The 25,249-nt window shown below is 67.9% G+C and carries 28 protein-coding genes; 17 read left to right on the top strand and 11 right to left on the bottom strand.

Annotated elements, in window-relative coordinates; all coding sequences use genetic code 11:
* Positions 1-382 precede the first annotated feature (382 nt).
* The 10 genes from ACFQ0E_RS18715 to ACFQ0E_RS18670 all read left to right on the top strand — a co-directional run bounded on the left by ACFQ0E_RS18715 (position 383) and on the right by ACFQ0E_RS18670 (position 8,871).
* Positions 383-706, top strand: coding sequence for a YerC/YecD family TrpR-related protein (locus ACFQ0E_RS18715; RefSeq protein WP_386826463.1), 324 nt, complete (start codon positions 383-385; stop codon positions 704-706).
* An 11-nt stretch (positions 707-717) separates the two neighbouring features.
* Positions 718-1,662 carry an ATP phosphoribosyltransferase gene (hisG, locus tag ACFQ0E_RS18710; RefSeq protein ID WP_386826461.1) on the top strand — a complete coding sequence of 315 codons (945 nt, stop codon included), beginning with the start codon at positions 718-720 and terminating at the stop codon, positions 1,660-1,662.
* Positions 1,663-1,688: 26 nt separating this feature from the next.
* On the top strand, positions 1,689-3,002 hold the full coding sequence (gene hisD / locus ACFQ0E_RS18705; protein WP_386826471.1) for a histidinol dehydrogenase: 1,314 nt from the start codon (positions 1,689-1,691) through the stop codon (positions 3,000-3,002).
* Positions 2,999-4,135 (top strand): histidinol-phosphate transaminase, encoded by a 1,137-nt coding sequence (gene hisC, locus ACFQ0E_RS18700; RefSeq protein ID WP_386826459.1) that lies wholly within the window; start codon positions 2,999-3,001, stop codon positions 4,133-4,135. Before hisD ends, hisC begins: the two co-directional genes overlap by 4 nt.
* On the top strand, positions 4,132-5,214 hold the full coding sequence (gene hisB, locus ACFQ0E_RS18695; protein WP_386826457.1) for a bifunctional histidinol-phosphatase/imidazoleglycerol-phosphate dehydratase HisB: 1,083 nt from the start codon (positions 4,132-4,134) through the stop codon (positions 5,212-5,214). Before hisC ends, hisB begins: the two co-directional genes overlap by 4 nt.
* Positions 5,211-5,843, top strand: a complete 633-nt coding sequence (gene hisH, locus ACFQ0E_RS18690) for an imidazole glycerol phosphate synthase subunit HisH (RefSeq protein ID WP_386826455.1) — start codon at positions 5,211-5,213, stop codon at positions 5,841-5,843. The genes hisB and hisH overlap by 4 nt, the downstream gene beginning before the upstream one ends.
* Entirely contained in the window at positions 5,840-6,628 is a 789-nt protein-coding gene (gene hisA, locus ACFQ0E_RS18685) for a 1-(5-phosphoribosyl)-5-[(5-phosphoribosylamino)methylideneamino]imidazole-4-carboxamide isomerase (protein WP_386826453.1), read from the top strand. The genes hisH and hisA overlap by 4 nt, the downstream gene beginning before the upstream one ends.
* On the top strand, positions 6,622-7,392 hold the full coding sequence (gene hisF / locus ACFQ0E_RS18680) for an imidazole glycerol phosphate synthase subunit HisF (RefSeq protein WP_386826451.1): 771 nt from the start codon (positions 6,622-6,624) through the stop codon (positions 7,390-7,392). Before hisA ends, hisF begins: the two co-directional genes overlap by 7 nt.
* A 29-nt stretch (positions 7,393-7,421) precedes the next feature.
* A complete protein-coding gene (gene hisIE, locus ACFQ0E_RS18675; RefSeq protein ID WP_386826449.1) occupies positions 7,422-8,021 on the top strand; it encodes a bifunctional phosphoribosyl-AMP cyclohydrolase/phosphoribosyl-ATP diphosphatase HisIE in 600 nt (199 codons plus the stop codon).
* 202 nt (positions 8,022-8,223) lie between these two features.
* Positions 8,224-8,871 carry a PH domain-containing protein gene (locus tag ACFQ0E_RS18670; RefSeq protein ID WP_386826447.1) on the top strand — a complete coding sequence of 216 codons (648 nt, stop codon included), beginning with the start codon at positions 8,224-8,226 and terminating at the stop codon, positions 8,869-8,871.
* Positions 8,872-9,021: 150 nt separating this feature from the next.
* On the opposite strand, the gene ACFQ0E_RS18665 is transcribed toward ACFQ0E_RS18670, so the two are convergent.
* A complete protein-coding gene (locus ACFQ0E_RS18665; protein WP_386826445.1) occupies positions 9,022-10,848 on the bottom strand; it encodes a diguanylate cyclase in 1,827 nt (608 codons plus the stop codon).
* A gap of 176 nt (positions 10,849-11,024) precedes the next feature.
* On the opposite strand from ACFQ0E_RS18665, the gene ACFQ0E_RS18660 reads away from it, so the two are divergent.
* Both ACFQ0E_RS18660 and ACFQ0E_RS18655 read left to right on the top strand, forming a co-directional pair.
* The gene (locus ACFQ0E_RS18660; protein WP_386826443.1) at positions 11,025-12,677 is read left to right on the top strand and encodes a calcineurin-like phosphoesterase C-terminal domain-containing protein; all 1,653 of its coding nucleotides are present in this window, start codon (positions 11,025-11,027) and stop codon (positions 12,675-12,677) included.
* Positions 12,674-13,258 (top strand): YdeI/OmpD-associated family protein, encoded by a 585-nt coding sequence (locus ACFQ0E_RS18655; RefSeq protein WP_386826441.1) that lies wholly within the window; start codon positions 12,674-12,676, stop codon positions 13,256-13,258. Before ACFQ0E_RS18660 ends, ACFQ0E_RS18655 begins: the two co-directional genes overlap by 4 nt.
* A 115-nt stretch (positions 13,259-13,373) precedes the next feature.
* On the opposite strand, the gene ACFQ0E_RS18650 is transcribed toward ACFQ0E_RS18655, so the two are convergent.
* The 6 genes from ACFQ0E_RS18650 to ACFQ0E_RS18625 form a co-directional block, all read right to left on the bottom strand.
* Positions 13,374-14,321, bottom strand: coding sequence for a C13 family peptidase (locus ACFQ0E_RS18650; protein WP_386826439.1), 948 nt, complete (start codon positions 14,319-14,321; stop codon positions 13,374-13,376).
* An 8-nt stretch (positions 14,322-14,329) separates the two neighbouring features.
* Positions 14,330-15,022 carry an acireductone synthase gene (gene mtnC, locus ACFQ0E_RS18645; protein WP_386826438.1) on the bottom strand — a complete coding sequence of 231 codons (693 nt, stop codon included), beginning with the start codon at positions 15,020-15,022 and terminating at the stop codon, positions 14,330-14,332.
* A 24-nt stretch (positions 15,023-15,046) separates the two neighbouring features.
* Positions 15,047-15,583, bottom strand: a complete 537-nt coding sequence (locus ACFQ0E_RS18640) for a hypothetical protein (RefSeq protein WP_386826436.1) — start codon at positions 15,581-15,583, stop codon at positions 15,047-15,049.
* A gap of 134 nt (positions 15,584-15,717) precedes the next feature.
* Entirely contained in the window at positions 15,718-16,275 is a 558-nt protein-coding gene (locus ACFQ0E_RS18635) for a 1,2-dihydroxy-3-keto-5-methylthiopentene dioxygenase (RefSeq protein WP_386826434.1), read from the bottom strand.
* 187 nt (positions 16,276-16,462) lie between these two features.
* Complete coding sequence (locus ACFQ0E_RS18630; protein WP_386826432.1) at positions 16,463-17,110, bottom strand: methylthioribulose 1-phosphate dehydratase; 648 nt, start codon at positions 17,108-17,110, stop codon at positions 16,463-16,465.
* A gap of 83 nt (positions 17,111-17,193) precedes the next feature.
* Positions 17,194-17,853: a class II aldolase/adducin family protein gene (locus ACFQ0E_RS18625; RefSeq protein WP_386826430.1), complete on the bottom strand. Its 660-nt coding sequence runs from the start codon at positions 17,851-17,853 to the stop codon at positions 17,194-17,196.
* Positions 17,854-17,978: 125 nt separating this feature from the next.
* Between ACFQ0E_RS18625 and ACFQ0E_RS18620 the strand changes: the two genes are divergently transcribed.
* Positions 17,979-18,308 carry a high-potential iron-sulfur protein gene (locus tag ACFQ0E_RS18620; protein ID WP_386826429.1) on the top strand — a complete coding sequence of 110 codons (330 nt, stop codon included), beginning with the start codon at positions 17,979-17,981 and terminating at the stop codon, positions 18,306-18,308.
* An 85-nt stretch (positions 18,309-18,393) separates the two neighbouring features.
* On the opposite strand, the gene ACFQ0E_RS18615 is transcribed toward ACFQ0E_RS18620, so the two are convergent.
* Positions 18,394-19,869, bottom strand: coding sequence for an amino acid permease (locus tag ACFQ0E_RS18615; protein ID WP_386826427.1), 1,476 nt, complete (start codon positions 19,867-19,869; stop codon positions 18,394-18,396).
* Between the two features lie 157 nt (positions 19,870-20,026).
* On the opposite strand from ACFQ0E_RS18615, the gene ACFQ0E_RS18610 reads away from it, so the two are divergent.
* A complete protein-coding gene (locus ACFQ0E_RS18610) occupies positions 20,027-20,587 on the top strand; it encodes an NUDIX hydrolase (RefSeq protein ID WP_386826426.1) in 561 nt (186 codons plus the stop codon).
* 171 nt (positions 20,588-20,758) lie between these two features.
* On the top strand, positions 20,759-21,082 hold the full coding sequence (locus tag ACFQ0E_RS18605; protein WP_386826424.1) for a hypothetical protein: 324 nt from the start codon (positions 20,759-20,761) through the stop codon (positions 21,080-21,082).
* Positions 21,083-21,149: 67 nt separating this feature from the next.
* Here the strand turns inward: ACFQ0E_RS18605 and yeiP are convergent, their stop codons facing one another.
* Genes yeiP through ACFQ0E_RS18590 form a run of 3 tightly spaced genes read right to left on the bottom strand, consistent with a single transcriptional unit; the run spans position 21,150 to position 22,840 of the window.
* Positions 21,150-21,716, bottom strand: a complete 567-nt coding sequence (gene yeiP / locus ACFQ0E_RS18600; protein WP_386826422.1) for an elongation factor P-like protein YeiP — start codon at positions 21,714-21,716, stop codon at positions 21,150-21,152.
* Positions 21,717-21,773: 57 nt separating this feature from the next.
* Positions 21,774-22,073 (bottom strand): hypothetical protein, encoded by a 300-nt coding sequence (locus ACFQ0E_RS18595; RefSeq protein ID WP_386826420.1) that lies wholly within the window; start codon positions 22,071-22,073, stop codon positions 21,774-21,776.
* Positions 22,070-22,840, bottom strand: coding sequence for an SDR family NAD(P)-dependent oxidoreductase (locus tag ACFQ0E_RS18590; protein ID WP_386826418.1), 771 nt, complete (start codon positions 22,838-22,840; stop codon positions 22,070-22,072). The genes ACFQ0E_RS18595 and ACFQ0E_RS18590 overlap by 4 nt, the downstream gene beginning before the upstream one ends.
* 374 nt (positions 22,841-23,214) lie before the next feature.
* Between ACFQ0E_RS18590 and ACFQ0E_RS18585 the strand changes: the two genes are divergently transcribed.
* Positions 23,215-24,234, top strand: a complete 1,020-nt coding sequence (locus ACFQ0E_RS18585; protein WP_386826416.1) for an XVIPCD domain-containing protein — start codon at positions 23,215-23,217, stop codon at positions 24,232-24,234.
* A 51-nt stretch (positions 24,235-24,285) separates the two neighbouring features.
* Positions 24,286-25,140, top strand: coding sequence for a hypothetical protein (locus tag ACFQ0E_RS18580; RefSeq protein WP_386826414.1), 855 nt, complete (start codon positions 24,286-24,288; stop codon positions 25,138-25,140).
* The last annotated feature ends 109 nt before the right edge of the window (positions 25,141-25,249 follow it).

Raw genomic sequence — 25,249 nt, 5'->3', positions numbered from 1 at the left:
GGAGCGACGCGAGTCGCGACGCACCTCCGTTGGTCTGTCGCGACTCGCGTCGCTCCCACGAGTGGGGTGGCATTCGGCCCTTGAGCCGATGTCATCGGCCGAGTCCCCCATTTGTCTTTCCGCAACGCCCCGTCGGCCCGTCCGGCGGGGCGTTCTGCTTTCCGGGGCAGGGCTTTCGCTTGGTAGGAGGGCCTTCAGGCCCGAACTCTTGCCTTTGCTTTTCCCCAAGAGCGAAGAGCTCGGGCCTGAAGGCCCTCCTACAAGGCAAAGCAAGGCAAGGCCTCCTGCGAACGGGGCGAAATCGGGCTTGACCCGACCGGGTTGAGCGGGTTAATGTGTTAACGCGTTAATACATTCAAGCCGCCCCGTACCCCGTCTCCCCATGAAGCAGCGCATCCAGCCCGTTCCCGACAGCGACGCCGAGGCCAGCCTCGACGCGCTGGCGGCCGTGCTCGCGGCGCTGCCGTCGGCGGCGGACGTGCGCGCCTTCCTCGAAGACCTGTGCACGCCGGCCGAGCTGGAAGCCATGTCCGATCGCTGGAAGGTCGTGCCGCTGATCGCCGAGGGCGTGCCTTACCGCGAAATCCACGACCGCACCCTGGTCAGCGTGACCACCATCGGCCGTGTCGCCCGCACGCTCGAACGCGGTACCGGCGGCTATGGCCGCGCACTCGACACCCTGACGCGTCCCGTCGACGCGCACTGAGGATCCACACCATGCAACGAAACGCTGCCGCGAGTGCTCGCGACCAGTTGCGCGACCGCCTGCGCATCGCCATCCAGAAAAGCGGACGCCTCAGCGAGCCCGCGCTCGCGCTGCTCGCCGCTGCCGGCCTGAGCTGGCAGGAAAGCCGCGACAAGCTGTTCTACTACGGCGAATCGCTGCCGATCGATCTGCTGCTGGTGCGCGACGACGACATCCCCGGTCTCATCGCCGATGGCGTCTGCGACCTCGGTTTCGTCGGCCGCAACGTACTGGTCGAGCAGGACTACGAGCGCCAGTCGCGCGGCGAAGCGCCTGCCTTCCGCGAGCTGCGCGGCCTCGGCTTCGGTCGCTGCAAGCTGATGTTCGGCATTCCCGACGACTGGGAGTGGGATCCTCAGGCGCAGCTGCCCGGCACGCGCATCGCGACCAGCTATCCGGCGCTGCTCTCGCGCTGGCTGGCCGAGCGCAACATCGAGGCCAGCGTGGTGACGATGTCCGGCTCGGTCGAACTCGCGCCGCGTCTCGGCCAGGCCGAACTGGTCTGCGACCTGGTGTCGAGCGGCGCGACGCTTGCGTCGAACCGCCTCAAGCCGGTGGAAGTGGTGCTCGACAGCGAAGCGGTGCTGGCCGGTCCCGCCGGCGCGATCGCCGATGCACGCGCCGGCATCGCCGAACTGCTGATGCGCCGCCTCGACGGCGTGCTGAAGCTGCGCGACAGCAAGCTGCTGATGTTCCAGGCGCCGCGCGCGATCCTGCCGCACCTGATGCAGCTGCTGCCCGATGCCGAGCCGCCGACGGTGATGTCGCTGGACGGCGGCACCCAGACGCGTACCGACGGCGATGTCGCGCTGCAGGCGCTGTGCCATGGCGCGATGACCTGGCAACGCCTCGAAGAACTCAAGCGGGCCGGTGCCCGCGGCCTGATGGTCCTGCCCGTGGAGAGATTGCTCGCATGAACGCTTCGCTCGCGAACCGCATCGATCTGAACCTGTTGAACTGGAACACCCTGGACGCCGACGGACAGCGCGCCGCGCTGCGTCGCGCGACCCAGGATTCCGCCGCCGCCGTGCGCCTCGGCGTGGGCAAGATCATCGCCCGCGTGCGCATCGAAGGCGATGCCGCATTGCGCAAGTACTCGCGGCTGCTCGATCGCGCCGCGCTGGATGTCTTCGCGGTCGGCGAAGCCGAATTCGCGGCGGCCGAGGCCTCCCTGGATCCGTCGCTGAAGGCGGCGATCCTCGATGCGGCCGAACGCATCGAAGCCTTCCACCGCGACAGCGGCATGCGCGAGTACGCGGTCGAGACCGCCGAAGGCGTCGAATGCCGGCGCATCGTGCGTCCGATCGAGCGCGTGGGCCTCTACATCCCGGCCGGCAGCGCGCCGCTGCCGTCGACGATGCTCATGCTCGGCGTGCCCGCGCGCATCGCCGGCTGCCGCGAAGTGGTGGTCTGCACGCCGCCGCGCGCCGACGGCACCGCCGACCCGACCGTGCTGTTCGCGGCACGCCGCTGCGGCGCGACCCGCGTGTTCAAGCTCGGCGGCGCGCAGGCGATCGCGGCGATGGCGCTGGGCACCGAGAGCGTGCCGGCCTGCGACAAGCTGTTCGGCCCGGGCAACGCCTGGGTCACCGAGGCCAAGCGCCAGGTGTCCACGGTCGAAGGCGGTCCCGCCATCGACATGCCCGCCGGCCCGTCGGAAGTCCTGGTGATCGCCGACAGCGGCGCGAACCCGGCCTTCGTCGCCGCCGACCTGCTGTCGCAGGCCGAACACGGCCCGGATTCGCAGGTCATCCTGCTCAGCGACTGCCCGACCCTGATCGCGCGCACTGCCGCCGAACTGGCCACGCAGCTCGCGCGCCTGCCGCGCGAGGCGATCGCGCGCGAGGCGCTGTCGCGTTCGCGCCTGATCCGCGTCGAATCGATCGAACAGGCGTTCGAGGTGAGCAACCGCTACGCGCCGGAGCACCTGATCCTCGCGCTGCGCGAACCGGAGGCCTGGCTAGACCGCGTGCAGGCTGCGGGTTCGGTGTTCCTCGGCGATTACGCCGCCGAGGCGCTCGGCGACTACTGCAGCGGCACCAACCACGTGCTGCCGACCGGCGGCGCATCGCGCGCGTGGAGCGGGCTGTCGGTGTCGAGCTTCCAGACCGCGATCAGCGTGCAGAGCGTGTCGCGCGCCGGCCTGCACAGGATCGGCCCGAGTGCCGTGCGTATCGCCGAGGCCGAAGGCCTGCAGGCGCACGCCAGTGCGGTGAGCCTGCGCATCGCCTCGCTGCAGGCGGACGCCACGCCATGACCTCGCCCTTCGCCACGCTGCCCAAGCCGGGCGTGCTCGACCTCGTGCGCGAGGACCTGCGCGCGTTCGCCGGCTATTCTTCGGCGCGCAGCCACAAGGTCGACGGCTCGATCTGGCTCAACGCCAACGAATCCCCCTGGAACAATCCCGTCGATGACGACGGCGACGTGCGTCGCTACCCGCAGCCGCAGCCGGAAGCCCTGCGCACGGCGCTGGCCGGGCTGTACGGCGTGAAACCGGAGCAGCTGCTGATCGGTCGCGGCAGCGACGAGGCCATCGACTTGCTGGTCCGCGCGCTGTGCCGCGCCGAGCGCGATGCGGTGGTGATCGCGCCGCCGGTGTTCGGCATGTACGCGGTATGCGCGCGGCTGCAGAACGCGCCGCTGGTCGAAGCGCCGCTGATCGATCGCAACGACGCCTGGGTGACCGATCTCGCCGCGATCCGCGATCTGGCCCTCGCGCGTCGCGCGAAGCTGGTGTTCCTGTGTTCGCCGGGCAATCCGACCGGCGAGCTGATCACGCTCTCGGCGGTGCGTGCGCTGGCGCAGGCGCTGGCCGGCCGCGCGCTGGTGGTGGTCGACGAGGCCTACATCGAGTACGCCGACGCGCCGTCGGCGGCGACGCTGATCGACGAATATCCGAATGTCGCCGTGCTGCGCACGCTGTCCAAGCTGCACGCGCTGGCCGGTGCGCGCATCGGCTGCCTGCTTGCCGATCCGGCGCTGATCGAGGTGCTGCGCCGCTGCCAGGCGCCGTATCCGGTGCCAGCGCCCTGCGCCGAGCTGGCGCTGCGCGCATTGACGCCCGAGGCCGTCGCCGAGGCCGGGCGTCGCGCCGCCGTCGTCCGCGAGGAGCGCGAGCGCATGTTCGCCGCGCTGCAGGCGCTGTCTGGCGTGCGTCGCGTGTACCGCAGCGCCGGCAACTTCCTGCTCGCACGCTTCGACAACGCCGAAGCGGCGTATCGCAGCCTGCTCGCTGCGGGCGTGGTCGTGCGCGACATGCGCGCGACCCAGGGCCTGGGCGATGCGCTGCGCATCACCGTCGGCCAGCCGGAGGAGAACGACGCGGTGTTCGCTGCACTTGCCCCCGCACAGCAGGCATCCACGCAGGCATCGACTGGGGCCGCTGCATGAGCGCTGGGACGCCCATCCTCTTCGTCGATCGCGACGGGACGCTGATCCGCGAGCCCGAAGATTTCCAGATCGACAGCTACGCCAAGCTGGCGTTCGTCGATGACGTGATCCCGGCGATGCTGCGATTGCGCGATGCCGGCTACCAGTTCGTGATGGTGACCAACCAGGACGGCCTGGGTACCGAGGCCTATCCGCAGGAGACCTTCGACGGGCCGCACGCGCTGATGATGCAGGTGTTCGAGAGCCAGGGCATCCGCTTCCGCGATGTGTTGATCGACAAGAGCTTCCCGCACGAGAACGCACCGACGCGCAAGCCGCAGCTCGGACTGGTCCAGCCGATGCTCCGCGACCGCAGCATCGACTGGTCGCGTTCGGCGATGGTCGGCGACCGCGAGACCGACGTGCAGTTCGCCGAGAACCTCGGCATCCGTGCGTTCAAGCTGAAGTCGCCGCAGTTCGGCGACGGCGTCGTCTGGTCGGATATCGCGCATGCCCTGGTCGACGTGCCGCGCACCGCCAGTGTCGTGCGCAAGACGAAGGAAACGAATATCCGCGTCGAGGTCGACCTCGACCGCGAAGCCGACCCGGTGGTGAAGACCGGCCTGGGCTTCTTCGACCACATGCTGGAGCAGATCGGCAAGCACGGCGGCTTCGCGCTGCGCCTGGACTGCGATGGCGACCTGCACATCGACGAACACCACACCGTCGAGGACTGCGCGCTGGCCCTGGGCCAGGCACTGCGCCAGGCGCTGGGCGACAAGCGCGGCATCGGCCGCTACGGCTTCACGCTGCCGATGGACGAGACGCAGGCCAGCGCCGCGCTGGACTGGTCCGGCCGGCCGTATTTCGTGTTCGAAGGCGAATTCAAGCGCGAATCCGTCGGCCAGCTGGCGACCGAACTGGTGCCGCACTTCTTCCGTTCGCTGTGCGAAACCGCCGGCCTCAACCTGCACCTCAGCGTGCGCGGCGACAACGACCACCACAAGGTCGAAGCCTGCTTCAAGGTCGTCGCCCGTGCGCTGCGCCAGTCGATGAAGCGCGAAGGTGATGCGCTGCCGAGCACCAAGGGGGCGCTGTGACTGCTGCGCTTCGCCTGGATGACGACCTCGCGCTGATCGATGCCGGCGGCGCCAATCTCGGTTCGGTGCGCTATGCGCTGGCCCGTCTCGGCGTGCAGCCGCGTCTGGTGCGCGATGCCGACGAACTCGGCATGCCGACCCGCGTGATCCTGCCCGGCGTCGGTGCGGCCGGTGCGGCGATGCGCCTGCTCCGCGCGCGCGGCCTCGACACGGCCCTGCGCGCCAGCGAGGCGCCGCTGCTTGGTATCTGCCTGGGCATGCAGCTGCTGTTCGAGTCCTCGGAAGAGGGCGAGGTCGACTGCCTCGGCCTGATTCCCGGTCGGGTGATGCGCATGGCCGGCGGCCCCGGCCTGCGCGTGCCGCACATGGGCTGGAATCGACTGACGTTCCGTGTGCGTGCGGATGACGTGTCGCCGCTGCTCGACGGCATCGACGATGGCGCGCACGCCTATTTCGTGCATGGCTACGCGGTGCCGGTGCTCGACTGCACCATCGCGGCCTGCACGCACGGCCAGCCGTTCTCGGCGGTGGTCGCGCAGGGGCGCCGCTACGGCATGCAATTCCATCCTGAACGCTCGTCGCAGGTCGGCCTGCGCCTGCTCGAAAACTTCCTCAAGGTGCCGGCATGAGTTCCGCAGTGTCCACTTCGCCGACATCGACCGTGTCGGTTCCGGCCGACGACGCCTTCGTCTCCTATCCCGCCATCGACGTGCGTGGCGGTCGCGTGGTGCGCCTGCGCCAGGGCGACTACGCGCAGGAAACCACCTACGCCGATGATCCGTTCGCGGTCGCGATGCGCTATGCCGATGCGGGCGCGCGCTGGCTGCATCTGGTCGATCTCGATGCCGCGCGCGATGGCGGCTACACGCTGGCGCCGCTGCTGCGCCGCATCGCCGCCGATGGCCGACTGCGCGTGCAGACCGGCGGCGGCGTGCGCAACGAGGCTGCCGTCGAGGCGATGCTGTCGCAGGGTGCGGCGCGCGTGGTCGTCGGTTCGCTGGCGGTGCGCGAACCCGCGCTCGTCGCCGGTTGGCTGCAGCGCTACGGCGTGGAACGCATCACCATCGCGCTCGACACCCGCCAGGACGCCGACGGCGTTTGGCAGCTGCCCGTGCACGGCTGGACCGAGAACGCCGGTCTGGATCTCGGCGCTTGTCTCGATCTGTATCGCGATGCCGGTGCGCGCCACCTGCTGTGCACCGACATCGCCCGCGACGGCATGCTGCAGGGGCCGAACCTCGACCTGTATCGCCTGCTGGTCGCGCGCAACGACGGCTTCCTCGTTCAGGCCAGCGGCGGCGTGCGCGACATCGCCGATATCGTGGCGTCGCGCGAGGCCGGCTGCGCCGGTGCGGTGCTCGGCCGCGCGCTGCTCGAAGGCCGCTTCGACCTGGCGGAGGCGCTGGCATGCTGAGCGTGCGCATCGTGCCCTGCCTGGACGTGCGCGATGGCCGCGTGGTGAAGGGCGTGCGCTTCCGCGACCACGTCGACATGGGCGACATCGTCGAACTGGCCGGCCGCTACCGCGACCAGGGCGCGGACGAACTGGTGTTCTACGACATCGGCGCCAGCCCCGACGGGCGCGCCGTGGACGTGGGCTGGGTCGAGCGCGTGGCCTCGGAGATCGACATTCCGTTCTGCGTCGCCGGCGGCATCCGCAGCGTCGAAGTGGCGCGCGCGGTGCTGCTGGCCGGCGCCGACAAGGTGTCGATCAACACGCCCGCGCTGGAGCGTCCGGCGCTGATCGCCGAGATCGCCGAGGCCTACGGCAGCCAATGCGTGGTGGTCGGCATCGATTCGGTGCGCGACGCCGACGGCGTCTGGCGCGTGCGCAGCCACACCGGCGACCCGAATCGCACGAAGGCACCGGGCAAGGCCACGCTGGACTGGGTGCGCGAGGCGCAGGACCTTGGTGCGGGCGAGTTCGTGCTCAATTGCATGGACAGCGACGGCGTGCGCAAGGGCTACGACATCGAACAGCTCAAGGCGGTACGCGCGATCTGCAACGTGCCGCTGGTCGCCTCCGGCGGCGCGGGCACCGTGCAGCATTTCATCGATGCCTTCCGCGAGGCCGACGTCGACGCGGCGCTGGCCGCGAGCGTCTTCCACTCCGGGGCGATCGCCATTCCCGAACTCAAGCGCGACCTGCGCGAAGCCGGCATCGAGGTACGACTGTGAGCGGACACAAGGACGGCATCAGGATCGACATGGCACTGGATGCCGACACCCTGGCCTGGGACAAGCAGGACGGCCTGCTGCCGGTCGTGGTGCAGGACGCCGACACGCGCCGCGTGCTGATGGTCGGCTACATGAACCGCGAAGCGCTGCAGGTCACGCTCGACACCGGCAAGGTCACGTTCTTCAGCCGCAGCAAGCAGCGCCTGTGGACCAAGGGCGAGAGCAGCGGTCACGTGCTGGCGATGCAGGCGATCGAGGCCGACTGCGATCGCGACACCCTGCTGGTGCAGGCGCGCCCGCACGGGCCGACCTGCCATCTCGGGACGACCAGTTGCTTCCCGTCCGCGCCCGGCGACGTACTGGGCGCGCTGCAGGCGCTGATCCGCACCCGCGACGCCGAGCGTCCGCCGGGCAGCTACACGACGAAGCTGTTCGAGGCCGGCATCAAGCGCATCGCGCAGAAGGTGGGCGAGGAGGGGCTGGAAACCGCCCTGGCGGCAGTGGCCGAGGAGGATGGTCCGCTGCTCGGCGAGGCCGCCGACCTGCTGTACCACCTGGTGGTGCTGCTGCAGGCGCGCGGGCTGTCGCTGGCCGATGCCCTGAAGGTGCTGGAGCAGCGCCAGCGCTGACCCGGCGCCGGGCTTGCCCGGCAGTGCCGGGCGGGACTGTGCGGACTCTGCCGTGTTCGGTGGACGACCAATGCCGGGAAGTGGGGACGGAAGGACGCAACCCAATAGGTCGTCGGTCATGGCGGCGGGCGTCACCGGACTTTGCTAGATTGCGGCTCGCCCGCCGCATCGCCGGCATTCGTCCCCCTTCAAGGAGTTCCGCGTGTTCAAGAAACTCGCCGCCGAGGCCCTCGGCATCAGCGACATCGGCGTCATCATCTCCCCGGCCGATTACGACAAGGTCGACGCCGACGATTACCTGTTCCACGAAGACGGCGAAAAGATCTTCTTCCTCATCAAGTCGAAGAAGGACGAGTACTGCTTCACCAACCTGGCGCTGATCCACGTCGACGGCGATTCGGCGGTGTCCAGCAAGCGCATGATCAAGCGCTACGAGTACGCCAACCAGCGCGTCGGCTACGTCGCCATCGAAACCGCAGGCACCCTGGACATGGACGTCGAGCTGAAGTTCTCGCTCGGCGAATCCGCTTTCAGCATCGACATCAAGAAGAGCTTCATCGAGCAGCTGAAGGACATCTACAAGGCGCTGATCGCGATCGGCCGCCAGCAGGTCCGCGACAACATCTCGCGCGAGAACGCGGTGCGCACGCTCGACGCGATGGGCGGCATGCTCAAGCTCAACAACCTCGCCGGCGAAGCCGCCGTGGTCGGTCATTTCAACGCGGTGCTCGACAACCTCAATGCCGCCGTTCTGGATCGCCACACCACCCGCGACTACACCCGCGTGTTCGAGCGCTACATCCACAACATCACCACGAACACCGCACCGCCGCCGCTGCCGGGCGCGTAATGCGCTGAGTGCATGTTGCGTGACTGCAGGCCGGTGCGATGTTCTCGCACCGGCCTTCTTCTTTGGGGTTTCCGGAAATCGATCGCGACTTGCGTCGCTCCCACAGGAGGGACCAGTTTCCTGTGGGAGCGACGCAAGTCGCGACACCCTTCACGCCGCCGTGATCGAGGTCCTCACGCAGTCGCGGCCGTTGGCCTTGGCGCTGTACAGCGCCTGGTCGGCGACCGACAGCGCGGTGTCCGAGTCCACGTGCTTGCCGGCGTCGATGGTGTGCACGCCGATGCTGGCGGACACGCGCAGCTTGTAGGCGCCGCTGACGCAGGGTTCCTCGACGAGCCTGCGCCGCAGCGCTTCGGCGACATTCACCGCCGCGCGCAGGTCGTGGTCGGGCAGGACGACGACGAACTCCTCGCCGCCGAAGCGCGCCAGCAGCGAGGCTTCCTGTGCGCGCAGGCTCTGGCCGATGCGCTGCGCGGCCCAGCGCAGGCAGTCGTCGCCGACGAGGTGGCCGTACTTGTCGTTGATCGACTTGAAGTGGTCGAGATCGATCATCAGCAGCGACACCGGGCGGCGGTCGTTGCGGCCTTCCTCGAGCAGGCGCTCGAAGGTCTCGTGGAAATGCGTGCGGTTGTAGAGGCCGGTCAGGCCGTCGCGACGGCTGGAATCGCGCAGCCGGCGGTGCGCGTCCTCCAGCTGCAGCAGCGCGCTGCGCACTTCCTGCGTGCGCTGCGCGACCTTGCGTTCGAGCTGCATGTTGGCCTCGGCCGCGATCCGCTCGTTCTCGTTGCGCAGCGAGGCGTAGCGGTAGCTCAGCGCGATCGACAGCAGCAGCATTTCGAGCGCCGAACCGATCTGCACGCCGTATTCGGTGACCATGTTCTTCGGCACCAGGCCGAACGCGAGCGCGGCGATCGCGGCGGTGCCCGCCAGGAACAGCGACCAGGCCAGCAGGAACAGCCGCGCCGGGCCGTAGCCGGTGCGCAGCACGGCGATGCTGGAGATCGCCACCCACAGCACGCTCAGGATCACCGCGCTGGTCGCCCAGGGCGTGACGACACGATAGGGCAGCACCAGCGAGGCGATGCCAAGCGCGGAGAAGATCGCGATCAGCACCAGGCTGCCGCGATTGCCCAGCGGGAAGCGCCGGGGCAGTTCCAGGAAGATGCGCGTGAACTGCTGCATCGCGATCAGCGCCAGACAGATGGTCAGCGGCACCGCGACGTTCGCCATCCAGGTCCAGTTGGGCCAGAGGTATTCGAACGCGAAGCCGTTCATCGTGAACAGCACTAGGCCGAACGCGGTGATGTGCATCAGGTACCACGAATAGCTGGCGTCGCGCAGGCTCAGCCACAGCACGAGGTTGTAGACGAACAGCGCCAGCAGGATGCCGTAGTACACGCCCATCACGAACTGGTTGTCGCGCGACAGCGAGGTGAAGGCGGCCGGCGTGTACAGGTCCAGCGGCACCTGCATCGAACTCTGGCTCTGCACGCGGACCAGCAGGTCCACGGACTGGTCCACCGGCAGTTCCAGGCGGAAGTTCGGATGCCGGTAGGGAATGCTGCGCGAGGAGAAGGGCAGGTAGTCGCCGCTGGCCTGGTGCACGATGCGGCCGTCGGGATAGCGCGCGTAGACATCGATGCGATCGCTCAGCGCATAGCGCTGCACCAGCATCCAGCGCGGCTCCTCGCGGTTTTCGTTGAGCAGGCGGACATGGAACCAGTAGGCGCCGCGCTCGAAGCCGAAGTTCGACTTGCCGCCGGGCAAGGGCGCGAACTGGCCGTCCTGCACGCGGCGGAAGGCATCCTGCGGCGTGTCGCTGCCGGTGCTGTCGTTGCGATAGCGGGTATGCGCTGCGAGCGAGGTTTCGGACAGCCCCGGTGCGAGGAGCACCGTGTCCCGGGCCAGCGCGACGGGCGCGATCAGGGCGCCCAGCAGCCAGGCAACGGCGCACAGCCAGATGCATCGGAACTGCATGCGTCTCCCCTGACCCCGAATCTCGGCCGATGGTAGTCCCTGCCATGGGATTTAGCATCATCCGTGCCATGCCGGGCGTCGGATTCCGTGTCGTCGTCACCGTTCCGGCATGCGCATGGGCCCTGCGACGGCTCGGCATACTATGGTCCGGTCGTCGGACGGGTAGAGGAGATCGCATGAGGGGTGTCGCAGGCTGGAAGCGGTCGGTGCTGTCGGTGGGCATGCCCGCCTGCCTGTTCGCTGCGGCCCTGTTCGCTGCGGTCGCCGTGGCGGCCCCGCCGACAGGGCCGGAGGCAGGCGGTTTCGTGGCCGGCATGGTCTACGAGGACCGCGACGGCGACGGCCGCCGGGATCGCGGCGAACCCGGCCTCCCCGGCGTCGCGGTGTCGAACGGCCGGGCGCTGGTCCTCAGCAGGCCCGACGGCGGCTACCGGATCGCCGTCGAGCCCGGGCAGACGGTCTTCGCGATCAAGCCCGCCGGCTGGGGCCACGCGACGGGCGACCCGGCCGCGCCGGGCGCGTGGCGGCATGTACCGCAGGCCGCCGCACCGGCGTTGCGCTACGGCGGTATCCGTTCCGCGGCCGACGGCCCGTTCGACATCGGCCTGCGCCGCGAGCCGCGCGGCGATGGGCGGCTGGAAGTCCGGGTCTTCGCAGATCCGCAGGTCAAATCCCGCGCCGACGTGGGCTACTACGCGCGCGACATCGTCGACAGCGTGCTGGCCGAGCCGGCGCGGATGCCGCACCCTGAGCTGGGCCTGAGCCTAGGCGACATCGCCGACGACGCGCTCGACCTGTATCCCGCGCTCAACGCCGAGACCCGGCGCATCGGCATTCCCTGGCTACACGTCGCCGGCAACCACGACATGGACCTCGATGCCGCGCACGACGACGATGCGCTGCGCAGCTTCCGCGAGGTCTACGGCCCGGACACCTTCGCCTGGGAAGAGGACGAAGCCGTCTTCATCGGCCTCGACGACGTGATCCATCAACCCGGGAGCAAGTCGCCTTACATCGGCGGCTTCCGCGAGGACCAGTTCGCCTTCCTCGAAGCCTACCTGCCGCGCGTGCCGAAGGATCGCCTGCTGGTGATTGCGGTGCATATCCCGCTGTTCGAGCCCGAAGACAAGGACACCTTCCGCGATGCCGATCGCGCGCGCCTGTTCGCGCTGCTCCGCGATTTCCCGCACGTGCTGCTGCTCAGCGGCCACAACCACGGCCAGCGCCACTGGCGACACGAGGCGCGCACCGGCTGGCAGGGCGCGACGCCGCTGCACGAATACAACGTCGGCGCGGCCTGCGGCGCGTTCTGGACCGGCGCGCCCGACGCCGCCGGCATTCCCGACAGCACCATGGCCGACGGCACGCCCAACGGCTACGCCAGCCTGCGCATCGAACGCGGAGGCCGGTACGCGCTGGCCTGGCATGTCGCGCGCGCGCCCGACGACACCGGCATCGGCCTGTCCGCGCCGAAGGTGCTCCGGCGCGGCGCCTATCCGGCGTTCGGCGTGTTCGCGAACGTCTACATGGGCCAGGCCGACAGCCGCGTCGAGTTCCGCATCGACGACGGCGATTGGAAGCCGATGCGCCGGGTGAGCGCACCCGACCCGCGCCTGCTGCGCGAGAACGTGCTCGATGCCGAGGCCGAATCGCTGCGCGGCTACGATCGATCGCCGGAAGCGAAGCCCTCGCCACACCTGTGGCGCGCGGACTTGCCGACGGACCTCGCCGCCGGCACGCATCGCATCGAGGTACGCGCGTTCGATCCCTGGCGAGGCGAACTGCGCGCGCAGGGCGAATATCGCCTGCAGGAATGGACGGACGAATGAGTACGACCGATCTCCCCGACGATCTCCCGGTCATCGCCTTCGACGACGCCGAGGCCTGGGAAGGCTGGCTGGTCGCGCATGCCGACGCGAAGGGACTGTGGCTGAAGATCGCGAAGAAAGGCGCGGGCGTGACCACCGTGAACTACGCCGAGGCGCTGGATGTCGCGCTGTGCCACGGCTGGATCGACGGGCAGAAGCGCAGCTTCGACGACCGCTTCTTTCTCCAGCGCTTCACCCCGCGCCGCCCGAAAGGACTGTGGTCGAAGATCAACATCGGCCATGTCGAACGCCTGATCGCCGCCGGCCGCATGCGCGACGGCGGCCTGCGCGAGGTCGAAGCCGCGAAGGCCGATGGTCGCTGGGACGCCGCCTACGACGGCGCCCGCGCCATGGAAGTCCCGCCCGAACTCGCCGCCGCCCTTGCGAAGAACCGCAAGGCGAAGGCCTTCTTCGACACCTTGAATTCGACCAACCGCTACGCCGTGTGCTGGCGCGTGCAGACCGCGAAGAAACCAGAGACCAAGGCGAAGCGCGTCGAGACCCTGGTCGCGATGCTGGCACGGGGCGAAAAGTTGCATTGATGCAGGTGCGTGTTGCTTGCTGCATGTCATCCCGAGTGCAGCGAGGGACCTGTTTTTGCTCTTGCCGACAATCCCGACAGCAGGTCCCTCGCTGCGCTCGGGATGACAGGAAAGATCAGCGCTTCTCTTTCGGGTTCGCGATCGAGGCCGCTTCCGCCGGCACGCTGTTCGCGGCATCAACGGGCGCATTGAACGCATACGGTACCTTCGGCCCGGGCTGCAGCTGCGCCTGCCAGGCCTGCAGCACCGGCAGGATCTCCTCGCCGACCGCGATCTGCGGTTTCGACGGGCGATAGCCCTCGGCTTTCTCGCGTGCGGCGATGCTGCGCTTTGCCCTTTCGAAGGCTTCGACGAAATCGGTGGTCTCGTTCAGCGCGTCGATCATCCAGGCGCGGCCGAAGAAGGTCGCGTCGGAATCCGGGCCGCAGCCGAACGAGGGGCGGCTGCGGTGCGCGGCGGTGATGACCACGGTGCGCGGGCTTTCCAGCGCCGGGACGAAGCCACCGGAATAGCAGGCGGAGATCGCCAGCACGCGATTGCGAATGCCGGCGTCGTCCAGTGCCTCGCGCAGCTCGCGCGGATCGATCATGTCGAGAAAGGCGGGCGGCATCAGCGCGACCAGCCGGTGCTCCGGCGTGCCGTGCATGGTCATGAACAGCAGCAGCACGTCCTCGTCGCCCATCCTCGCCGCGACCCCGCGCAATGCCGCGCGCAGGCTTTCCAGGTTCGCCAGCGGGCGCGGCGTGCCGATCAGGCTGTCGCTGTGGTTGACCAGGGTCAGCACGCGGCCGCGCGCGCCGAAGCGCTGGGTCATCAGGCTGTCGAGATGCACGACTTCGTTGCGGAACACGTCCTCGGTGCTGTCGCCGCCGAAGCCGACCACGTACAGGTCCGGCACGCCCGGGCGGTGCGGCAGCAGCGCCTTCACCGCTTCGTCGAGCAGTCGCGCTTCGCGTGCGCGCAGCGCGGGATCGGTGATGACCTGGCGCTCCGTGCCCACGGCGCCGGCCGCGCCGCAGAGCAGCAGGCCGATCAGCAGCGAGAGGGCGTGGAGGGCGCGCATGGCTCGGTTCAGTCCAGTGCGACCTGATCGAAGCGCTCGACGCGCGCATGGCCGTGCGCGGCATCGCCGAGACGCGGCTGCGGATAGTCGTCCAGGCGATCGATCAGCACGGTGCGCAGCCCGGCCTCGCGCGCGGCGTCGAGTTCCTCGACCACGTCGGACAGGAACAGGATGTCGTCCGGCAGGCGGCCGAGGCGGCGCGCGATCTCGGTATAGCTGCCGGCCTCGCGCTTGTGCCCGACCTCGGTATCGAACCAGCCCTCGAACAGGCCGGTCAGGTCGCCGGCATCGGTGTGGCCGAAGAACAGCTTCTGCGCCGGCACCGAGCCCGAGGAATACACCGCCAGCGGCAGCCCCGCCGCGTGCCAGTCGCGCAGCTGCGCGGCGGCATCGGGATAGATGTGCGCGGTGAAGTCCGCGCCGCGATAGCCGTCGCTCCAGATCATGCCCTGCAGCGCCTTCAGTGCCGTGTGCTTGCGGTCCTCGTCGATCCAGCCCTGCAGGATCTCGACGATGGTGTCGTCGCTGCAGACGGCCCCGTGCTCGGTCGCGACGACATCCAGCCAGCGCCGCACCTCCGGCTCCTCTGCGTGCGCGCGCACGAACCCGGGCAGCGCGCGCCGCGCGTACGGGAACAGCACGTCCTTCACGAACGAGATGGAGGAGGTGGTGCCTTCGATGTCGGTGAGGATGAGGGGCATCTCTTTTTCCAGGTGAATAGAACTTTATGGACTTCCAGATTGGATTCCAATTCGCGCTTTCTCTGCTTCTACTGCTTTCTGAGCGGCAGAAAGTTGCTCTGGCGTGGCCCCGGCGATGCGTTCGGCGCCGATGAGTATCTGGTTTGCCAGAAAGTAGTCATAGTTCTCATAAGCCCTTAGGGCTCTCACTAAAGTTTTCTCAATGCCGTCGCGCTGTGCGCGAATATTGATGGATATTTGCTTTTCTTCAATGCGGAATTCAGAGGCGACGCTGATCGCTTCTTGTTCCGTTAGTCCGGCTGACATCCAAAACGTCTTGAGTCTTTCGCGTGCAGAATTTTCCATTCGCATAATTTCTGCTCGGGCTTGAGCTTGCATTACATTCGAAATTGCATTTTCTCGCTCAGCCGCTTGTCTTGCGCCTTCGTTGTATGCGTTACGTGCTCTCTCTTTTGATCCCGCGAGCGCCGCGCCCAGCTGATTCCAGCCGTCATTGTTGCTTTGCGCGAAACCGAATGCTGGGATCGTGAGTGCTGCGACAAACATCAGAAGGCGAATCATTTTGCTTTCCTTTGTTTGATGATTTTGTCTGAGGCTGTGAATGAAAATGCTTTTAGCCCGCAGGCTGGGTCATCGACCCAGCGTTTGCATGCATTCGGCTGGGTCGATGACCCAGCCTGCGAATTCGGCAAGCATCAAGCCGCCTGCCCGACCTCGTACCGCGGAAACCGCTGTGCGATGTCGGTGCCGGTGAAATGGCCGACCCAGCCGTCGGCCTGCTGGAAGAAGCGGATGGCGACGAAGCTCGGTTCCGGGCCCATGTCGAACCAGTGCGTGGTCTTGTCGGGCACCGAGATCAAGTCGCCGGCTTCGCACAGCACTTCGTAGACCTTGCCGTCGACGTGCAGGCTGAACAGGCCGGAGCCGGCGACGAAGAAGCGGACTTCGTCTTCGACGTGGTAGTGCTCGTCGAGGAACTTGGTGCGCATCGCCTCGCGGTTCGGGTTGTCCGGCGCGATGCTGACCACGTCGATCGTGGTGAAGCCGCGCGCGGCGCTGATGCGGTCGATGTCGGCCTGGTAGGCGGCGATGATGGTCTCCGGCGCGTCGCCGGGCTGGACCGGCTGCGCGGCCTGCCACTGCTCGAAGTCGACGCCGATGGTCTTCAGGCTGGCGGCGATGTCGGCATGGTCGTGGCTGACCGACAGCGGGGCGTCGGGGCGGTCGTCGGCGAAGATGCGCAGGCGGCTCATGGGCGGGCGTTCCGGAGTGACGTGGGCCTGCCGATCATGGGGCAGGGCAGGGGGTGGTTCAATGAATGAAACGCAGGGTTTCGCATTGTAGGAGGGCCTTCAGGCCCGAGCTCTTGATCTGGCTTTTTCCAACAATCAAAGAGCTCGGGCCTGAAGGCCCTTCTACGAAAAAGCCTGAAACGTGAGTTCAGCCCCGCAGCCGGCGCATTTCCAGCTCGCAGCCGAGCATGAATTCGAAGGCGTCGAGGTGACGGCGGGCTTCCGAGATGTCCTTGCCCCAGGCGTACAGGCCGTGGCCGGCGATCAGGTAGCCCCAGGTGTTCGGCTCGCTCAGCACGGCGTCGACGCTGGCGGTCAGCTCGTCCATGTCCTGCGAGTTCGGTACCACCGGCAGGTCGAAGGTCTTCTCGTGCGTGGTGTGGCCGCGCAGGGCCTTGAACAGCTCGTAGCCCTTCAGGCGCACCCGGCCCTCGGGCGCGTACAGCAGGCCGGCGATGGTCTGGGTGGGCGAGTGGGTGTGCAGGACGGCGCCGACGTCCGGGTAGCGGCGGTAAAGATGGGTGTGCAGGGCGGTTTCGGCCGAGGGCCGGTGGTGCGTGGCGACCGGTCGGTTGTCCATGTCGACGACCATGATGTCGGCTTCGCTGAGGCGACCCTTGTCCTTGCCGGAGATGGTGATCGCGGCCAGGTCGGCGCTCATCCGGATCGAGAAATTGCCGGCGGTGGCCGGCGTCCAGCCCTTGGCGGCGAGCTCGCGGGTGTGCGAGACGATCTGGGCGGCACAACCGGCGTACAGGTTGTGGTCGAAGGCGGGTGCGGAGGTGGGGGCGTTCATGGCGCGCAGTGTAGCGGACCCGTTCCCGGCGCAATATGGACCCTCGGGCGTGCCTTATTCCGCAATGGAATAAGGTGAATTGTTCAGTCGTCCGAGCGCTGCTGCCCGTAGGACCTGAACTTCTCGACCACCCTGGCCATTTCCTCGGCCGGCAGGTTGCGGGTCGGGCCGAGGCTGCGCGCGAGCATGTACTGGCGGGCGAGGTTCTCGACCTCCTGGGCCAGCGCGTAGGCATCGGCGAGGGTCTTGCCGATCGCGACCTGGCCGTGGTTCGCCATCAGGCAGGCCTTGAACTCGCCGTGGAGCACGCGCAGCACGTTGTCTGACAGCTCGGCGCTGCCGAAGGTGGCGTAGTCCGCGCAGGGGATTTCCGCGCCACCGGCCACCGCGACCATGTAGTGGAAGGCCGGGATGCCTTCGCCCAGGCAGGCGAGGGCGGTCGCGTAGGTCGAGTGGACATGGACGACCGCGTTCGCAGTCGGGTAGGCACGCAGGATGTCGCAGTGGAAGCGCCACTCGCTGGACGGGATCAGCTGGCCCGGGGCGCAGCCGCCATCGGCGTCGAGGAAGACGATGTCTTCGGGCTGCAGGCGGTCGTAGGCGCGGCCGGTGGGCGTGATCAGCAGGCCGTCGCCCCAGCGCAGGCTGGCGTTGCCGGACTTGCCGAGCGACAGGCCGCTGGCGTTCATCGCGCAGCAGTGGTCGATGAGGGATTGGCGGGCGGCCCGTTCGTGGTCCTGCATGCGGACTGCACCTGGTGTCGTTGCGAGGGGCGCAAGGATACCGCGCCCGGGTTTGATCAGGCTCAAGGTGGGGATGGGCGCCTCGGCTCAGACTGACCACAGTCTCCCCACAGGATCCCAGCCAGATGCGCCACGATGCCTCCCGCCGCCGTTTCCTGACCATCGCCCTGGTCACCGCCGCCACTGCCCCGATCGCGTTGCGCGCGGCCTCCGCCGAAGCCGCCGCCCCGGCCGCGCTGCCCAAGCTGCCGGCCACCGACGCGGCCGCCAAGGCGCTGGCCTACACCGAGAATGCCGCGGCCGTGAAGCACGCCGCGTTCAAGGCCGGCAGCAGCTGCACCAACTGCAACTTCTTCAAGGGCGCGAAGGGCCAGGCCTACGGTCCCTGCACCCTGTTCCCGAAGAACACCGTCGCCGCCAAGGGCTGGTGCAGTGCCTGGGCGAAGAAGCTCTGACCTCGCTTCGTCGCAGCGGATCGCACAAAGAAAAACGGCGCGGGTGACCGCGCCGTTTTCGTTGCTGCAGGCGTTGGTACGGCGATCAGGTGCCGTTCGCCAGATGGCTGCGGCGATAGCCGTAGGAGACGTACACGACCGCACCGATCGCAGCCCAGCCGAAGAACATGCCGATGGTGTACATCGACAGGTTCAGGAACAGCAGCAGGCAGCCAGCGATGGCGAGCGGGCAGACGACCCACACCATCGGTGTCTTGAACGGACGACGACGGTCCGGATCCTTCACGCGCAGGATCATCACCGCAGCGGCCACCGCGATGAAGGCGAACAGGGTGCCCGAGTTCGAGATATCGGCCAGGATGCCCACCGGGAACATCGCAGCGAACAGCGAGACGAACACGCCGGTGATCATGGTGATCACGTGCGGGGTGTGGAACTTCGGGTGCACCTTCGACAGCGATTCCGGCAGCAGGCCGTCACGCGACATGGTGAAGAAGATGCGGGTCTGGCCGTAGATCATCATCAGCACGACCGACGGCAGCGCCAGCGCAGCGGCCAGGCCGATCGCATTGCCCCAGCCGGCGAAGCCGAGCATCTTCAGCACGTGGGCCAGCGGTTCCTTGCTGCACACCAGGGCCTCGCTGCCGGCACAGGCCGCAGCCAGCTCAGGGGTACCCGGATGGAAGGCCACGCCATTGGCGTCGAACATCGGCTGCGCGCCGATCGAGCCGACCGCGCCGTAGCCGACCAGCATGTAGAAGATGGTGCAGACCGCGAGCGAGCCGATCAGGCCGATCGGGATGTTGCGGTTCGGGTTCTCGGTTTCCTCGGCGGCGGTGGAGACCGCGTCGAAGCCGACGTAGGCGAAGAAGATCGACGCCGCCGCACCCAGCACGCCGATGCCGCCGAGCGGGCTGCCCCAGCCGGTCGGGAAGAACGGTTCGAAGTTCACGTCCTTCGCTGCCGGCACCGCGATCACGATGAACGCGGCCAGCGCGACGACCTTGATCAGCACGAGGATGGCGTTGACCTTGGCCGACTTCGACGTGCCGATGACCAGCAGGGCGGTGACGGTCAGCGCGATGAGGAAAGCGAGCAGGTTGAAGGCGCCGCCATCCATCGGGCCTGTTCTCAGTGCAAGGGGCAATTCCATGCCCGCACTCGCGAGCAGGCCGTTCATGTACCCCGACCAGCCAACGGACACCGCGCCTGCGGCGACCGCGTACTCGAGCACGAGCGCCCAGCCGACGGTCCAGGCCATCGCCTCGCCCATCACGCCATAGGTATAGGTGTAGGCCGAGCCCGACACCGGCACCATCGATGCCAGTTCGGAGTAGGCCAGTGCGGCCAGCGCGCAGACGACGGCGGCGATCACGAATGCGATCATCATCGCGGGACCGGCCTTCTGCCCGGCTTCCGCGGTCAGCACGAAGATACCCGTGCCGATGATTGCACCGATGCCAAGCATGGTGAGCTGGAAAGCGCCGAGCTGGCGCTTGAGAGCTTTCTTTTCTGCCGTCTCGATAATCTTGTCGAGCGGTTTGACGCGCCAAAAGAGCATTGACCATCCCCTAGCAATGTTGAAGGCCGACGCACGTGGCGCCGGAACCCGGCGAACATACCCGGCCCGTGCACCGTGCACAAGAGCGCGGTTTTGGCGTGAAGCGGGTGCGCAAGGCGATAATGCAAGGCCGTTTTTGCTTATGGTGCACTGCAGCATGACCTCTCCGTTTATCGATCGCGCATCGCTTGTTGCAGATCTTGAACGCTACGCCGCCGTATGGCCGATGGAGGCCGATGTCGTCGCGCAGTTCCTCGCGCTGGCTGCCGATCCCGCGGATCCCTACGTTCGCGAACGTCTCGATGGACACTTCACCGGCTCCGCGTGGCTGGTGAACGCAGCGGGCACGCATCTGCTGATGACGCATCACCGCAAGCTGGATCGCTGGCTGCAGCTCGGCGGACATGCCGATGGCGATCGCGATCTCGCTGCGGTCGCGCTGAAGGAAGCGGAAGAAGAGTCAGGGTTGACCGACCTCGTCGTCGAGGGCGCGATCTTCGACCTGGATCGCCACTGGATTCCCGAGCGCAATGATGTGCCGGGTCACTGGCATTACGACGTGCGCTATGTGGTGCGCGCGACCGGCAGCGAGGATTTCGCGATCAGCGACGAATCGCACGCATTGGCCTGGCGCGAGATCGCGCCGATGCTGGACGATCCGCCGACCGATCCTTCGATCCTCCGCATGGCAGTGAAGTGGGTGAGCAAACACGCTTAGCCGATGCCCTATCGGCATCGACTGTGTCTGCGAATGCCAGAACCTGGTCGGCATGAACGCCTGCGGCTTTGCCGGATCTGGCCGCAGCGCGTGCGCGTCGCGTGTCCGCGACTTCGCCGGCTGCTAGGCTCGACCTGCGGCCAATCGGGCCGCCTCTTCAGGGAATGAAGCATGAAACTCCCCGCTGTCGCCGCACTCCTGCTCGCCGGCCTCGCCGCGTTCCCGGGCCAGGCCTATACGCCGGGCGTCTCGCTGGACTGTTCGGGCCAGAACTACTGCATGGTCTCGATCAGCGGTCTGTCGTACACCGGTATCTCATGGAGCATCGATTCCGGGTACACCGACGCGATCTACCCGATCAACTGCACCAACCTCGACTATTGCATCTTCCGCTGCCAGAACCAGCCCGGCTACGTCCAGGCCACCGTCTACGTGTGGAACGGCCAGACGCTGGTCGGATACGACAGCAAGCCCGCGCTCTGTTCGGAAATGTGAGGCGCCGAACATCCCGCGCCTTCCCGACACGCAGGGAAGGCGCGGGGGCTTGCGAGCTTTCGCGGGTTTATTCCGCACGGCCGGCGAACTCGCCGGTGACGGTGTTCACCCACACCTTCTCGCCGTTGCCGATGTATTCCGGCACCTGGATCTCGATGCCGGTGTTGAGCTTGGCCGGCTTCGGGCGCTTGGTCGCGGTGCCGCCCTTCAGTTCCGGCGGGGTCTCGATCACTTCGAGGATCACGCTCTGCGGCAGCTGCAGGCCGACCGGGGCGTCATCGATCACCTGCACGTAGCAGCCGGCCAGGCCGTCGGTGATGTAGCCGGCGGCATCGCCGATCGCGGCGGGGTCGAGCGTGTACGGCGTGAAATCCTCGTCGTCCATGAACACGAACGCGTCGCCGTCCTTGTACGAGAACGTCGCCTGGCGACGCGCCAGATCGACTTCCTTCAGGTCGTCGTCGCCGCCGACGCTGATGTCGAGCTTGGTGCCGCCGGGCACGCTGTACATGGTGAAGCGGTACTTCACGTTGCCGCCGCGACCCTGCGGCGAGCTGCGCTCGATGTCGCGGATCTGGTACGCGCCGCCGTTGTATTCGACGACGTTGCCTTTCTTGATGTCGTAAGCCTTCATGTCTTCAATCCGGGAGGACGGTGTGGGTATGTGTGTCGTTCGGTTATGCCGTTGAAATCAGGCGTCGCGCGAACCGTGCATGGTGCGGTAGAGGCGTTCGTTGATCCACCAGGTCGCCGCGCCCCAGAGCATGCCGCCGAAGGCGCAGAGCGCGGCGGCGATGCCGATCAGCATCGGCAGGCGCGGATGATCGGTGCCGAGCTTGTACGTGACCATGATCGTCATGGCCACGAACATCAGTCCGCCCCAGGTCGCGAGTCCGCGCAGCAGCAGGAAGCGGCTGAAGCCCTGTGCGCGGATCGCGGGCCAGCGCTGGAGGATCCAGCGCTGGGTGCGTTGCGAGTGTTCGAGGCTCACTTCGGCGCCAGGCGCGTCGCGCCGTCGAGGCGGATGGTTTCGCCGTTGAGGTAGGTGTTGCCGAGGATGTAGGCGACGAGGTCGGCGAACTCCTCCGGCTTGCCCAGGCGCGACGGGAACGGGATCGAGGCCGACAGCGACTGCTGCACGGATTCGGGCATGCCGTCGACCATCGGGGTCCAGAAGATGCCGGGGGCGATCGTCATCACGCGGATGCCGAAGCGGGCCAGTTCGCGCGCCATCGGCAGGGTCATGCCGACCACGCCGCCCTTCGAGGCAGAGTAGGCGGCCTGGCCGATCTGGCCTTCGTAGGCCGCGACCGAGGCGGTGTTGACGATCACGCCGCGCTCGCCGTCAACGCCGGCCTCGTTGGCCTGCATCAGCTGCGCGGCGGCCTTGGCGACGTTGAAGCTGCCGACCAGGTTGACCATGACCGTGGTCTGGAACTGCGACAGCGGCATCGGGCCGTCCTTGCCCAGCACGCGGCCGGCGCCGAGGATGCCTGCGCAGTTGATCGCGGCGTTGAGGCCGCCGAGGAAGTCCTTCGCGGCGGCGACATTGGCGGTGACGCCGGCTTCGTCGCTGACGTCGGTGCGGAAGTAGCGGGCGTTGGCCTCGCCCAGTTCGGCGACGGCGGCGGCGCCCTTGTCGTCGTTCACATCGAAGAGCGCGACCTTGCCGCCGTGGGCCACGAGGTGCCTGGCGACGGCGAAGCCGAGGCCGGAGACGCCGCCGGTGACGATGGCGCGAGCCGAAGAAAGTTGCATGGGGCTGTCCTGAGCGCGGAAAACGGCCATTTTAGCCCAGCCGGCGACGGGTCTCGGTCGGTGGGACGCCGCCCCGGCATGATGACCGTCCGTCCGGTGGCGCTCACGGCGGCCATGGACGCGTGGTATACAGCCCCATGCCGGTCGGCCTGCCGTCGGCATCACAATCCGAATACCCCAGTCGTATCCAATTCCAGGAACAGCGTTGTGGCTGATACGAGACTGACGGCAGTGGCCACTGCCGACATCGCCCACGGGCGGGCATGCCTTGCCCGCGCCGTGCGGCTCCTTCGACCTGCCGGGTTCTCCGGCAGGCGTTCCGCCCGTGATCTCGGGCGGATTCCCCATTCCATGCGTACTCCGGGCGCCTGACCATGGCCGACCCGCGCCAGCAGGCGGCCGCCGTCGCCCGTGCCTACGACCAGGGCGATATCGCCAGCCTCGACGACGCCACGACCCGCCGGCTGGTCGCTTCGACCGTGCTCACTGCGGGCGTGGGCGGCGATGCCGGGGCGATCGGCCGGTTCGGCCATGTCGGTCGTTACCAGGTCGGCGCGGTCTGGCTCGCCGAGGCGGGCTGCATCGATGGCGAACGCATGCGCGCGGCCATGACCGCCGACGGCGCGCCGGGCGAGAAGGCCTGGGCGCGGGCCGGCGGCATGCGTGCCTTCCTCCAGGAGTCCTCGAACTGGTCCGCCGGGCTCGACCTGCAGACGTTCCGCGACGCGCCTGCGCTGCAGGATCGCGCCTTCCGCGCGCAGAGCGAACGTTTCCACCAGCGCGCCGTCGACGAGCGCGTGCTGGGGAACGAAGACAGCCCGCTGCGCGTCGCCGGCTTCCTCAAGGCCTGCCATTTCTCAGGGTTCGGCCAGGCGCGTGCCGCCGCGACCGGCGGACGCGTGCATCGCGACGGCAACGGCCCGAGCAACTACGACCTGATGCACGACATCACCCGCAACCGTGATGGCCTGAACGCCGTGCTGGCGATCGCACCGGAGACACGGACGGTCGCGCCCTCGGCACGCGATGCCGCGCATCCCGACCATGCCTTGTTCCGCCAGGCCTTGGGTCATCTCGACAAGGCCGGTGCGTATCCCGATATGGCCGTGCGCGAACGCGCCGCCGTTGCGATGGCCGCGCATGCCCGCGCCTCCGGCCTGGACGAGATCGCCTATCTCGGCCGCAGCACTGCGCCGGATGGCCGCGTGTTCCTGGTCGCGGTGCAGGGCGATCCGGCCAATCCCGCATCGAAAAGCGCCTATCTGCCGGAAACGCATGCCGTCGATCCGGCGCGTGCGCCGGTCGCCGCGCCCACCGTGCCGGTGGCTGCCGACACGCAGGACCCGACCCAGACCCGCCAGGACCCGGCCCGTCCCCCATCGCCAGGCCGCTGATCCAGGCGTTTTCATTCCACCGGATTTCCATTCCACCAAGGACATCGCACCATGCGTCAACCGCTCCTCCCCTTGATGATCGCCGCCCTGCTCGCCACCGCGTGCAGTCCGCAGGATTCGGCCGCCGTCGCGCAGGCACCGGCCGCGCAGGCGCCGGGCGCCAGCGGGTCTGCGGCAACGCCCGCGCCCGAAGCGAAGCCGGCCATCGAAGCCGCGTTCCGCGAGGGCATGCCGTTCGCCGAACTGCGCAAGCAACTGCTCGCCGCCGGCTGGCTGCCGCTGCGCGATCCGATGTGCCGCGAGAACGTCGGCGGCACCGCCGAGGTCTGCTTCGCATTGCCCGAGGTCGAGAGCTGCAGCGGCGACGGCTACTGCAAGATGCATTACGCCAACGCTGCCGAAAACCGCCGCATTTCGGTGACGACCTATGGCCCGTACGGCAAGTGGAACGTCCCCGGCGAAGAGTCCGCGCTCGCGGTGCGCTCCTGGAAGGCGTCCGCGCTGCCCGCGCCCGAAGCCGCGGCGCCGGCCTGCCCATCGCCCGATTTCGACGCCTTCCTGAAAGCATTCGCATCGGACGAGAAGATCGAACGTGCGTTCACGGCGCCGCTGGTGAAGGTGGCGGACCTCGGTGGTGGCGTCGATGGCACGGACAGCGTGCTGCTCTATGCCGCCGGCAGCGACTACGCGGGCTTCAACGTCGCCTGGCGCGATGGTGCCTTCCACTTCGCCGGGCCGGACGGCCAGGTCGATCCGGCGCCGCTGCAGCTGCAGGTCGAGCCGCAGGGCGATGCCGCGCGGATCGTGCGTTACGGCTACGGGATGTCGGAAGGCAATTCGTATCGATTCGAACAGCGGAACGGCTGCTGGGCCCTCACCGAAGACCCGGAACCGCCGAGCCCGTGATGCAGGGCGCGGCCATGGGGCCGCGCCGATGATTCAACAGGGGGAGGCGTGCGGACGATGCAGGTCCGCCGCCTTCTGGAAACCGCAAGGAAATGCCAACAACGGAGCG

The sequence above is a fragment of the Lysobacter brunescens genome, assembly GCF_042677005.1.
Taxonomy (GTDB): Bacteria; Pseudomonadota; Gammaproteobacteria; order Xanthomonadales; family Xanthomonadaceae; genus Lysobacter_I; species Lysobacter_I brunescens.
Note: the sequence above shows the minus strand (reverse complement) of the source record. Positions and strands in the feature narration are given on the sequence as shown.

Bases quoted from the DNA above. Each gene is read 5' to 3' on its own strand.
- ACFQ0E_RS18590 (WP_386826418.1), bottom strand. From the start codon at position 22,840: ATGCAACTTTCTTCGGCTCGCGCCATCGTCACCGGCGGCGTCTCCGGC.
- hisIE (WP_386826449.1), top strand. From the start codon at position 7,422: ATGGCACTGGATGCCGACACCCTGGCCTGGGACAAGCAGGACGGCCTG.
- ACFQ0E_RS18610 (WP_386826426.1), top strand. From the start codon at position 20,027: ATGACCTCTCCGTTTATCGATCGCGCATCGCTTGTTGCAGATCTTGAA.
- ACFQ0E_RS18620 (WP_386826429.1), top strand. From the start codon at position 17,979: ATGCGCCACGATGCCTCCCGCCGCCGTTTCCTGACCATCGCCCTGGTC.
- ACFQ0E_RS18635 (WP_386826434.1), bottom strand. From the start codon at position 16,275: ATGAGCCGCCTGCGCATCTTCGCCGACGACCGCCCCGACGCCCCGCTG.
- ACFQ0E_RS18715 (WP_386826463.1), top strand. From the start codon at position 383: ATGAAGCAGCGCATCCAGCCCGTTCCCGACAGCGACGCCGAGGCCAGC.
- hisB (WP_386826457.1), top strand. From the start codon at position 4,132: ATGAGCGCTGGGACGCCCATCCTCTTCGTCGATCGCGACGGGACGCTG.
- ACFQ0E_RS18625 (WP_386826430.1), bottom strand. From the start codon at position 17,853: ATGCAGGACCACGAACGGGCCGCCCGCCAATCCCTCATCGACCACTGC.
- ACFQ0E_RS18630 (WP_386826432.1), bottom strand. From the start codon at position 17,110: ATGAACGCCCCCACCTCCGCACCCGCCTTCGACCACAACCTGTACGCC.
- ACFQ0E_RS18650 (WP_386826439.1), bottom strand. From the start codon at position 14,321: ATGCGCGCCCTCCACGCCCTCTCGCTGCTGATCGGCCTGCTGCTCTGC.
- ACFQ0E_RS18585 (WP_386826416.1), top strand. From the start codon at position 23,215: ATGGCCGACCCGCGCCAGCAGGCGGCCGCCGTCGCCCGTGCCTACGAC.
- ACFQ0E_RS18660 (WP_386826443.1), top strand. From the start codon at position 11,025: ATGAGGGGTGTCGCAGGCTGGAAGCGGTCGGTGCTGTCGGTGGGCATG.
- mtnC (WP_386826438.1), bottom strand. From the start codon at position 15,022: ATGCCCCTCATCCTCACCGACATCGAAGGCACCACCTCCTCCATCTCG.
- hisF (WP_386826451.1), top strand. From the start codon at position 6,622: ATGCTGAGCGTGCGCATCGTGCCCTGCCTGGACGTGCGCGATGGCCGC.
- hisG (WP_386826461.1), top strand. From the start codon at position 718: ATGCAACGAAACGCTGCCGCGAGTGCTCGCGACCAGTTGCGCGACCGC.
- hisC (WP_386826459.1), top strand. From the start codon at position 2,999: ATGACCTCGCCCTTCGCCACGCTGCCCAAGCCGGGCGTGCTCGACCTC.
- ACFQ0E_RS18665 (WP_386826445.1), bottom strand. From the start codon at position 10,848: ATGCAGTTCCGATGCATCTGGCTGTGCGCCGTTGCCTGGCTGCTGGGC.
- ACFQ0E_RS18605 (WP_386826424.1), top strand. From the start codon at position 20,759: ATGAAACTCCCCGCTGTCGCCGCACTCCTGCTCGCCGGCCTCGCCGCG.
- yeiP (WP_386826422.1), bottom strand. From the start codon at position 21,716: ATGAAGGCTTACGACATCAAGAAAGGCAACGTCGTCGAATACAACGGC.
- ACFQ0E_RS18640 (WP_386826436.1), bottom strand. From the start codon at position 15,583: ATGATTCGCCTTCTGATGTTTGTCGCAGCACTCACGATCCCAGCATTC.
- ACFQ0E_RS18580 (WP_386826414.1), top strand. From the start codon at position 24,286: ATGCGTCAACCGCTCCTCCCCTTGATGATCGCCGCCCTGCTCGCCACC.
- hisA (WP_386826453.1), top strand. From the start codon at position 5,840: ATGAGTTCCGCAGTGTCCACTTCGCCGACATCGACCGTGTCGGTTCCG.
- ACFQ0E_RS18655 (WP_386826441.1), top strand. From the start codon at position 12,674: ATGAGTACGACCGATCTCCCCGACGATCTCCCGGTCATCGCCTTCGAC.
- ACFQ0E_RS18615 (WP_386826427.1), bottom strand. From the start codon at position 19,869: ATGCTCTTTTGGCGCGTCAAACCGCTCGACAAGATTATCGAGACGGCA.